At 49.7% G+C, this 9818-nt stretch carries 11 protein-coding genes; 1 reads left to right on the top strand and 10 read right to left on the bottom strand.

The window, feature by feature from the left end:
• Positions 1-184: hypothetical protein (locus tag OXN25_11340; GenBank protein ID MDE0425455.1), on the top strand; the 184-nt coding region annotated here is incomplete at its 5' end.
• A gap of 59 nt (positions 185-243) precedes the next feature.
• Here OXN25_11340 and OXN25_11335 read toward each other — a convergent pair.
• From OXN25_11335 to OXN25_11290, 10 genes are all read right to left on the bottom strand, one after another.
• Positions 244-759, bottom strand: coding sequence for a hypothetical protein (locus tag OXN25_11335; protein MDE0425454.1), 516 nt, complete (start codon positions 757-759; stop codon positions 244-246).
• A gap of 64 nt (positions 760-823) precedes the next feature.
• Positions 824-2455, bottom strand: a complete 1632-nt coding sequence (purH, locus tag OXN25_11330) for a bifunctional phosphoribosylaminoimidazolecarboxamide formyltransferase/IMP cyclohydrolase (protein MDE0425453.1) — start codon at positions 2453-2455, stop codon at positions 824-826.
• A gap of 72 nt (positions 2456-2527) precedes the next feature.
• Positions 2528-3802 (bottom strand): hypothetical protein, encoded by a 1275-nt coding sequence (locus OXN25_11325; protein MDE0425452.1) that lies wholly within the window; start codon positions 3800-3802, stop codon positions 2528-2530.
• A 3-nt stretch (positions 3803-3805) separates the two neighbouring features.
• Positions 3806-4933: an alanine--glyoxylate aminotransferase family protein gene (locus OXN25_11320; GenBank protein MDE0425451.1), complete on the bottom strand. Its 1128-nt coding sequence runs from the start codon at positions 4931-4933 to the stop codon at positions 3806-3808.
• Between the two features lie 142 nt (positions 4934-5075).
• Complete coding sequence (locus tag OXN25_11315) at positions 5076-5291, bottom strand: hypothetical protein (GenBank protein ID MDE0425450.1); 216 nt, start codon at positions 5289-5291, stop codon at positions 5076-5078.
• A gap of 119 nt (positions 5292-5410) precedes the next feature.
• A complete protein-coding gene (locus OXN25_11310; GenBank protein ID MDE0425449.1) occupies positions 5411-6421 on the bottom strand; it encodes a Gfo/Idh/MocA family oxidoreductase in 1011 nt (336 codons plus the stop codon).
• 33 nt (positions 6422-6454) lie between these two features.
• Entirely contained in the window at positions 6455-7348 is an 894-nt protein-coding gene (locus OXN25_11305; protein ID MDE0425448.1) for an MBL fold metallo-hydrolase, read from the bottom strand.
• Positions 7349-7376: 28 nt separating this feature from the next.
• Positions 7377-7670, bottom strand: a complete 294-nt coding sequence (locus OXN25_11300; GenBank protein ID MDE0425447.1) for a type II toxin-antitoxin system VapC family toxin — start codon at positions 7668-7670, stop codon at positions 7377-7379.
• Entirely contained in the window at positions 7640-7924 is a 285-nt protein-coding gene (locus OXN25_11295; GenBank protein ID MDE0425446.1) for a hypothetical protein, read from the bottom strand. The genes OXN25_11300 and OXN25_11295 overlap by 31 nt, the downstream gene beginning before the upstream one ends.
• A gap of 53 nt (positions 7925-7977) precedes the next feature.
• A complete protein-coding gene (locus tag OXN25_11290; GenBank protein ID MDE0425445.1) occupies positions 7978-9810 on the bottom strand; it encodes an FG-GAP-like repeat-containing protein in 1833 nt (610 codons plus the stop codon).
• Between the last annotated feature and the right edge of the window lie 8 nt (positions 9811-9818).

The following is a 9818-nucleotide window of genomic DNA, read 5'->3' as shown; positions in this document are numbered from 1 at the left end:
AAAAGTATCTTGGGTGTTTAGGCACCCCAGTAGCGGCGACTATGGCATCGCCCGTTGGCATCCGCTTAGAATGCCGACGTTGCTCCGCCTAAGCGGAGAATGTTCCCACGAGGAACAAAAGGAATCTCCAGACTTTAGTCTGGAGAGGGTTCAACATGAGAATTATCAAGTTTCCAGTTTTTGAGAGGAGTGTATAAGCGAATCGGATGTTCCTTCTACACCATCTTCACATTTGAGCGAAAATTAAGGCACGTCTGATCCACCAGCCAGTTTTTTCCAGTTCCTTATCTCCATGTAATCTAATGGGCTCAGGTCATCGCGTTTGGCGATTTCTTGGGCGGGTTTGGAATTCATAAAATAGTCGTCTAATATGTATCCGACGCGACCTATATCTAACCGGTCAGCATCCCAACAGGCTGCGATTGTAATATCGTCTGTCGTCCGCTGATCCGTGTGCCATTCGCAGGCATAGTAGAGTTTGTCAAAGTCGCTTGAGGGTATATTGATAAGTTCATCCTTGATTTGAGCCGCATATTCGGCACCTCTACGTCCATGACCGGGGTCAACAGAATCGTTCCAACGCATGCAGTCATGGAATACTGCAAACAGCTGCACAATAGTCTTATCCGCTCCTGTTTTCTTAGCGACGTATAGACCATTTCTTTCAACGCGTACCCAATGCTCAGGACCGTGAATAGAACAATGTTCGACCGAAGTATCCTTTAGCACTTGATGCCAAATTGCTTCTAAATTTACCATATTTCCCCTTAAGTTAGGAATCCACGCTCCTGCTTTAGCCAAGATGTGTGGCAAGAGTTGGGTCTTAATGCCGGAAGTGACGAACACCTGTCAACACCATCGCCATACCGTAAGCATTGGCAGTTTCAATCACAGGGGCATCGTTGACCGAACCACCTGGCTGAATAATGGCACGAATCCCCGCCTCACCCGCAATCTCAACGCCATCAGGGAATGGGAAGTAAGCATCCGAAGCTAACACCGCCCCTTTTGCCTTTTCACCCGATTTTCGGACAGCGATGATGGTCGAGTCTACTCGGCTCATCTGCCCTGCGCCGATACCGACACTTTGGGTGTCCTGCGCAAGCAGGATGCAATTAGATTTGACGTGTTTACACGCCTTCCACGCGAAAAGTAGAGAGGCAATCTCTGCGTCTGTCGGTGCCCGCTGTGTGACAACCTCTAAGGCATCAGGGCTCAACTCGTGAACGTCCAAGTCTTGAACCAACACGCCACCCGTGACATTGCGGATTTGCATAGTAGCAGGCACACTCCCTTGTGCCGTCGCAAGCGGTCCTGTTTCCAGAATCGGTCGGCGTTTGACACGAGACAGGGCACGCAACGCTTTTTCGGTGTAACTCGGTGCGATAATTGCATCAATTTTCACGCCTGCGTTCGCGGCTTCTCGGATCGTGTTTGCGGTCTGAATTGTTACTTTGCGGTTTAACCCGACGATTGAACCGAAAGCGGAGGTCCGATCGCATTCCAAGGCTTGTGTGAAGGCATTTTGTAGGTTGTCAGCCGTCGCGAGTCCACACGGGTTATTGTGTTTAATAATGGCGCACACCGGTTGCGTGAAGTCCTTAACGATTTCCAAAGCAGCTTCCAAATCGAGGATGTTGTTAAAGGAGAGCGGCTGTCCACTGAGTTGGTTTGCCCACGCAGCACACGCCCCTGGATCGGTTTCGGTTTTGTAGAAAGCGGCACGTTGGTGTGGATTTTCACCATAGCGGAGTGTCCGTTCTTTTTTGAAACGGAGCGTTAGGCTATCCGTAAATTCATCTTTAGAAACCTCGGTAGGTGCGGTTTCTAACCGCACCGAGTCATCCACTGCATCCGATTCCGAATCTACATTAGTGAGGTAAGTGGAAATTGCGGCATCATATTGGGCGGTATGCGCGAACGCTGCTTTCGCCAATTCAAATCGTCTCTCTTCCGAAAGACAACCGTCGTTAGCATCTAAATCAGCGATAATTCGTGTGTATTGACTCGCGGCTGTAACGACAGCAGTGTGTCGATAATTTTTCGCTGCAGCGCGAATCATTGTTGGACCACCGATGTCGATGTTCTCAATCGCTTCGGGGAGCGTCACGTCCGGTTTAGCGACGGTTGCTTCAAACGGATAGAGGTTACAGATTACCATATCAATTGGGTTTATGCCGTGCGCTTCCGTTTGTGTACTGTGTTCCGTGTTATCCCATTCGGCGAGGAGACCTCCGTGAATTTTGGGATGCAGGGTTTTAACCCGCCCGTCGAGCATTTCAGGGAAGCCAGTGTAGTCAGAGACATCAAGGATGTCGATACCGGCATCTCGGAGGTGCTGAGCCGTGCCACCGGTGGAGAGGATTTCTACGCCACGCTCGGCGAGGGCAGTTGCTATTTCCAAGAGGTCGGTTTTGTCGTAGACGCTAATAAGCGCGCGTTCTATTTTTCTCATTTTTCGCTTTCAGTTTTCAGTTATCAGTTAAAGAAGTTTTGACTTACCCGAGCTGCCTTTTAGCCGACAGCCCTAAGTAACATATCGAGGGAACCCGAACCCGTCGTTTGCAACGTGGCTTCGCGCAGGAATCTGCGAGCGGTTCGGTATAAACAGGTCCGATTCTGAGGTGTTCTCGATAACAGTGCCGTCTCCGATACGAACTTCGTCGGCGATATGGATTTTCCCTGGGTGTTCTGATGCCCCGCGGATGGTTCCGATAACGACTGACGAACCGATCCGACACCGTTGCTCAATTTCGACAAACCCGTAGATTTCGGTGTTCGTGCCGATAGTGGAGTAATCAGCGATCTGAACGGGACCGAGCAGGCTGGTGTCTGTACCGATCTCAACAAAATCACCGATGACGGGGTGGCGTTGTTTAACTTTAACGCTCAAGCCGCCGAGGGTGCAAGGGTAGATAACACATCCAGAACCTATAATGCCTGTCTGTCCGGTGGTTACACCGCGATGTGGGTGTTCTAAGAAATTGGCATCGCCTATCTGTGTTTCGGGGTGCAAATCGGCTTGATAGTAGCGTCCTGCGAGTTCTGAAATCGCGCGCGGTAGCAGCGGAACTGGCACTCTCTGGATTTCTGGGCTTTCCTCAAGGGGCGCGCTTTGCGTCAGGGCGTGTGCCACATCATGGTAGAAAAGGATTCGCCAACCGGGGTAGGTACTACCGACTAACTGGAGTTGATAGTCCAAAACAGAGGCGAGGTTTGAAGTACCGAGGAAGTCCTGATACGGTTCAAAAGTCCGTTCCTGAATCGCCTCATCAATCTGGGAGCGGAAATCTAAGGCTGCGATTTTTTCCCGAGAGATGCCGGTGTGCAAAAGATAGGCGTCCCAGACGGCTGGGTCTTTGAGGGAAGCGAAACGGTTCCAGAGTGCTCGACTTTTAAAGCGTGGCAATTCCCAGAGGAGTGAAAAGGCAGTTTCAAGCGCGGCACCGAGGTGTGTTTCGTCGGTAACGGCTAAAAAAGACTGGGCAACCATGGCATACAACTGGTCTGCCACCTCTTCGATTGCGTCTGAAAGATTTTGGTTTTGATGGTGGAGATGCGGGGCGTTGTGTGACCCCGGTGCGACGCATTCTAAGAGATTGCCGAGTACGGTTTCGAGGGTGTCTCGATTGACGAACCCGCGTCCAGAACGTTGTGCTAAGCCTTCGCGGCTTGTGCGATCAATACGGAGAACGCTCAGTTCCGATTTGCTATAGATAGGGCGGAGCCGTTCCAAGGTTTGGGTCAGCAGCGGTTTTTTTCGTTCTTCATAGGAGGCATCAAAAAGTGTGGTTTCAGTCATTCTTTAAAAAACTTCCTGAGCGGCACTAACGCCTGCGCCGAGTGGAATATCGTAACCCGTTTCTACTAAACCTCGCTCGAACCCCGAGATAGCAACAATCACATCGTTTTCGTTCATCCAACCGAGGTGTGCAATCCGAACGATTTTCCCGCTGAGTTGACTCTGACCGCCAGCGTAAGTGATACCGTATTTATCGCGCATCAGATTGATGAACGCCTTTCCGTCAATTGCTTCTGGGAGTCGGATTGAGGTTAAGGTATTCGCCGGGGATGCTGCAAATAGCGGTAGCCCTAATGCCTTAATCGCGTTCCGCGTCGCAAGTGCCAAGCGGCTGTGTCGGGCGATAGTATTGCGGATACCTTCTTCCCAGATACGATTCAAGGCACATTGAAGTGCGGTAAGCAGTGTTACTGCCGGTGTATAGGGAACGGAACCTTCTAACCCACTCTCGTGTGCCTTGCGGTAGTCTAAGTAATACTTCGGGAGATTAGAACGTTCAACGGCGTCCCACGCGCGTTGATTGAGCGCAGCGAATGCGAGACCTGGTGGTGTCATCAAGCCTTTCTGTGAACAGGAGACAACGACATCCACACCCCAGTTATCCATCTGTAGATCGTCTGCACCGAGTGCACTGACAGCATCAACAACCAAGAGAGTCGGACGAACTCGCGTCAGACGTGCCAGTGCTTCAATGTCGTGCAAAGCACCCGTTGATGTCTCACAGAGCGTTGCAAAAACCGCTTTTACATCGGCGTGTTCTGTTAAGAGTGCTGCTACAATCTGTGGGTCAACAGAATTTCCCCAGTTGACATCAATGGGAATAACTTCAACGCCGTAAGCGTTACAAATTTCACCCCACCGTTCCCCGAATTTACCGCTCCGAATCACGATTGCCTTATCGTTACGGGACAAAAGATTGGTGACTGCGCCTTCCATAGCACCTGTGCCGGATGATGTTAAGAATAAGACATCGTTTTCGGTTTGGAAGACGTGTTTGAGTTTTTCGAGTACGTCTTTAATTAAGGCGACGGTGGCATTGCTGCGGTGGTAGTCAATCGGTTGCGCCATCGCTAAGAGTGCTTCGGGAGGGATTGGCGTGGGACCCGGTGTAAAAAGTAAATCTTTTTTCATATTTTTAACGATTAAATCTGAGCTGCTGCGTCCGTTGTCCTTGCAGTCTTCCAATTGTTAAGCAACCATTTTAAACCTTAAGCAGGCTTTTCTTTAATTTTAGATCGGCATCAACCCTGACATACATGGTAAAAAAAACAGATTAAGCAGTACTAACGGCTACAACTGTTTTACCTTCAACGTTAACCACGACCCATTCTTGGTCGAGAAGTTCACAGAGATTTATGACTGCGGCACGTTGCGATGTGCTATCCATGGGTACTTCAATGGTGAGTGTAGCGAATTCTTCTTTTTGGATTTCGCCTTCTTTGTCGAATTTCATGGGTGTAATCTGAATCTTTTTCAATTTTGCATCCATATTTTTTCCTTTTTGTATTGGTTCTCAGCTGTTGGCTTTCAGGCATCAGTAAAGAGAACTCTGGTTCATCGGAAACCTCTTACTGACAGCCGACCGCTGACGGCTGACAGCCATTTAAATTATACGTCATCCATGAACGACGCGATGTCAATACATTTTCCATTGTGACGGGAAGACTCCCAACCGGCTAAAATCGGGGCTAAAGAGAAAAGCCCATCGTGATAATCACTTAACAAAAGACTTGCATCTTCAGACTGGACGGCGCGGATAAAGGTTTTGTCCTGTTCCAGCCACGGGTCGAACTCATCGGCTTCATAGTGTACTTCACGATTTACGAGGATCCTGTCGTATCCGTGAATTTCGAGACATCCGCCTTCATAAAAGAAGGTGAATCGCGGTTCATCTCTTGGACCCGGTCCCGCTGAGACAAAGCTCAATGTCATCGTAGCACCGTTCTCAAGGCAGTAGTTGAAACTGCTGGACAGTGCGTTGGCGTAAGTGGGACGGTCACAATAAAATGCTTGAGATTTGACGACGTTCAATCCAGTCATAAAACGGGTGTAATCGGTAGCATGAACACCCCAATCCAAGGCACGTCCGCCGGATTTGTCCATCTCTTCCCACCATGTTTTCGGTCCGTCCTCTGTTGAAGGGGGTAAACCTCCAAAACTCTGAAATCGGACGTGTACAATCTGCTTGTCAGTCAAATATCGGCGGGCTTCTTGAAAGATTGGACGGTACCGTTCACGGAATCCGACGGTGCTGATGACCCCTGCTTGCTGAATGGCATCGTTAATTCGGTGAGCGACCTCCATGGTAATTGCTTGTGGCTTTTCACTGAAAATATGGATACCTTTTTCTGCAGCGGTTACTTCGACGTCTGTGCGCACATACGCCGGTACGATAGAGTATAGCACGTCAATCGCTTCGGTGTCAAGCATTTCGTGTGCGTCTTGGTAGACACTCGGAATCTTGAAGTGCGTTGCTGTTTTCTGTGCCGTTTGAAGGTTGCTATCGCATGCAGCGACGATATCCACGGCATTCGTTTGCAATAGGTTTGGGATTCGAGTCCGGTTCGCGAAGTTACCACATCCGTAGAAGGCGACGCGAACGCGCGGTGGTGTTGGCACGGTAAATGTTCTCCAAATGCTGAGTCGTAGTTTTTAAGTCTCCCGCCACGGTGGAACGGTCCATGTGTTGAACCACTCCCACTTCCAGATAACCCGCTTCTCTGGCATTTCTACTTCATATTCTACACCTGCGGTGAACGGGAGAAGATGTGTTCTGTCCCCAACTATTTCACGGATTGCTTCAATGAACGCCATTTCATCAGTGACGTTTGGGGGCCAATGTCCGGTAGGTATCGGATCGGATTTCCGATCGGTTCGGTAATGCGTGGGTATCATGAAACGGGGTTGGGTGAGTTCAAGGAGTTCTATAAGTCGAGGCGCGAGTCCCTCGCCGAGACCGAGTTTCATGTGGATTAAGAAATCTACCTTGCCTTGAAGATTCGCCAGTGCAGGGTAAGGTTCGTGCAAGTCGCCGGTGTGTAGGATAGAGACGTTCTTTGCTGTGTGTGTTATGAGATAGCCGTTTGTGGGGATGTCTGGAGTTTGGTTTTCGCCGCTTTCGACCGTTTCGACGCGAATATCCCCAAGACTGAATGTGTCTGAACCTTGAAATGCGCGCGATGTTCCCTGCTTTTCGTTGAGATGTTTCGGATAGAGGACCTCGACCTTATCGGCGGGAATATGCTTGGTAATCGGTAGGTCTCGCGCAAATGCGGCATCGCCGTATTTTTCAGCGATCGGTTCTGCGGGTGTGATGCAGCCGGAATTGACGAATAGTTTTTTGAAACGATCACCACGGCACAACTTCCGTAAGGTTTCGGGATGACAGTGGTCGAAATGTTCGTGGGAGATAAAGATGTAATCGTATATCGGCTCAGCGTTTGCCAAGTTTTCGTTGAATAGATATGGATCAAAAGCGATGTTTATGTCTCCGAAGCGGACATCAAACGCCCCACATCCCCACCATCTGAGAAATATATTGTCCATGGCGAAAAGCCTTTCTGTTTTTAACGATTCAGTAGGGTTGATTAACTTTTAGTTGTGGTATCATGCGGAAGTGCCGTATGTTTCTTGTATAGAGCGTCAAATCATGTTCCAAAGCCGTTGCTGCAATAAGCGCGTCTGGCAAAACGAGGCCGTGACCGAGATAAAACGATTCCATCAGTTGAAAGGCAACTTGTGAAATAGTGGTAGTAATCGGTAAAAATGTGCATTTTTGAAAGAATTTTTGTAGTTCCATCATTTCAGTCATAGCATCAATAAGGATATTAGAATCAATCACTCCGTCCGCGTTAATCGCTGTTGCCACTTTTCTCTCTCCTTGCGCAGCCATGCGACACTGTCGCGCATATCCTCCCGATCCGCCCACATTCCGAAGCAGGGCAGATTAGCAAAGTCTTCAGATTCATTGGAATCTTTGTTTTGATTGTCATCTCCGCTAACGGAGGTCAGATCCGTGAGTTCTATTTGTACGCGGACTTCAGTCCCTTCGGGCAAGGAGAGAGGCTTAGATAGAACGATGTGTCCATTGTTTACCTTACCATCCTCTATTATTAAAACCATTTTTTGTCTCCTGTTCTCAGTTTTACGTTGAACATTCCCATTACAGAGTTAGGCTACTTCATTAACCACATCTTCCGAACAGTGTCCGTCTCACCTGCTTGGAACTGGTAGAAGTAAATACCACTGGCGACGGGTTCGCCGTCCCGGTTTCTGCCATCCCAATAGAGCGTTCTGTCACCGCGATCTTGGTGTCCAAGGTTAAATTCCCGGATTAGGACACCGTTTTGTGCATAGATCGAGATTGAGACATCAGCCATCTCGGAAAGTCGATAGGGTATCCATGTTTCCGGGTTAAACGGATTGGGATAGTTCTGAAAGACCTCGGCAGCTTTGATCTTTCCCCATGTGGTGGACTGCTTTCCATGCGGTTCAACGGCAACTATCACATTTTCCGCCTCAATAAAGGTATAGACCTTCCCTTGAAAGTAGAGTTCGTAAGTCTCGACGATTCCAGAGGGCCACGTCAAGGTGACAGAACCGATTTGCGCGTCAGACGGGATCCCGAATTCGAGTTCGGGACTGTCGCTGCCCAGAAAGCCTGTGCCGCAGATAAGTTCTTGCGTCTGTGTGTGAGTGCCTGTTGTCACTGTTACACGTGTGCCGACCCCGTCTCGGTTGCTTTCTGTACCGCGAAGCCGAATTTTGATGTTTTGGTTATCAGTGTTGACATCGTTCTGGAGGAGGGTGTTGCTGGTATTGTTGACAATGTAGAAATCGACATCGCCATCGTTATCAAAATCGCCAGTGGTCGCGCCGCGCCCGACAGCATCGACAGTGACGTTGAGTGCATCGGCTTGGTCAACGAAGTTTCCGTTTTGGTTGTGGTAGAGACGGTTGTGATTGGTTTTCTGGGAATTATCGACATCACCGTTGACGACGTAAAGGTCGCGCCAACCGTCGTTGTCGTAGTCAATGAAGCTGGCGTACCACCCTACGCCTTCGTTGGCAACACCGACGGCTTCAGCGACATTGGTAAAAGTGCCGTCCCCGTTATTGCGCCAGAGGAGATCGGCATCGTAGTTCGTGATGAAAAAATCTAAGTCAGTATCGTTATCGTAGTCTCCGACACAGAGCCCCATCGCGCCTGTCGGTTTTCCGTTAACTTCCGTCACGATACCGGATTGCTCTGAGACATCTTCAAAAGTGCCATCGCCTCGGTTGCGGTAGAGTTTGTCGGGTCCGTGGTCGTTCGCAACGAAGAGGTCTGCCCAAGTATCGCCATCATAGTCAAAAAAGATGGATCCCCAAGCGATGCCATCATCACCAACACCGGCAATCTCGGTGGTTTCTTCAAAGGTGCCATCGCCTCGGTTGCGATAGAGGACGTTGGTTTTGGGAGCGGGGTTTGGATTTAAGAGGGAGGGTGCTCGCCCCCAATTAGCAATGTAAATGTCGAGCCAACCGTCATGGTCATAGTCAGCGATGGCGGGGTTGGTGCCGTGTTTTTCGTCAGCAACATCAGCCTGCTGTGTCACGTCTGTGAAAGTGCCGTCACCGTTGTTCTGAAAAAGATAGTTTGGACCGGCGCAGGTTACGTAGAGATCGCTCCAGCCGTCGTTATTGTAGTCAAACCAGACGCACCCACGCCCTCTTGGCGTGTCTGCAACCCCGGCTTGTACTGCGACATCCGTGAATGTGCCATCGCCGTTATTGTGATAGAGTGCGTTGGGTAAGCCACCGTCGCCAACAACGAAAATATCGAGCCAGCAGTCATCGTTGTCATAGTCGGCGGCGGCAGTCCCGGGACCCAGCCAAGCCCCGGATGCTGCGTCAATAGGAATTTCACGTTGATGGACGTTTGCAGTGAAACTAACATCTGTGAAGGTGGACGCTGCTAAGGTAGGGATTCCGAAGAGCATCATGAAAATAATCAGACGGTGCTGCATAGTTGTTG

This window comes from Candidatus Poribacteria bacterium (assembly GCA_028820845.1).
Lineage (GTDB): Bacteria > Poribacteria > WGA-4E > WGA-4E > WGA-3G > WGA-3G.
This window is presented reverse-complemented; position numbering and strand designations above follow the sequence as displayed.

Coding starts and splice junctions, on each gene's coding strand:
- OXN25_11320 (MDE0425451.1), bottom strand. CDS start 4,933: ATGAAAAAAGATTTACTTTTTACACCGGGTCCCACGCCAATCCCTCCC.
- OXN25_11305 (MDE0425448.1), bottom strand. CDS start 7,348: ATGGACAATATATTTCTCAGATGGTGGGGATGTGGGGCGTTTGATGTC.
- purH (MDE0425453.1), bottom strand. CDS start 2,455: ATGAGAAAAATAGAACGCGCGCTTATTAGCGTCTACGACAAAACCGAC.
- OXN25_11295 (MDE0425446.1), bottom strand. CDS start 7,924: ATGGTTTTAATAATAGAGGATGGTAAGGTAAACAATGGACACATCGTT.
- OXN25_11325 (MDE0425452.1), bottom strand. CDS start 3,802: ATGACTGAAACCACACTTTTTGATGCCTCCTATGAAGAACGAAAAAAA.
- OXN25_11290 (MDE0425445.1), bottom strand. CDS start 9,810: ATGCAGCACCGTCTGATTATTTTCATGATGCTCTTCGGAATCCCTACC.
- OXN25_11315 (MDE0425450.1), bottom strand. CDS start 5,291: ATGGATGCAAAATTGAAAAAGATTCAGATTACACCCATGAAATTCGAC.
- OXN25_11335 (MDE0425454.1), bottom strand. CDS start 759: ATGGTAAATTTAGAAGCAATTTGGCATCAAGTGCTAAAGGATACTTCG.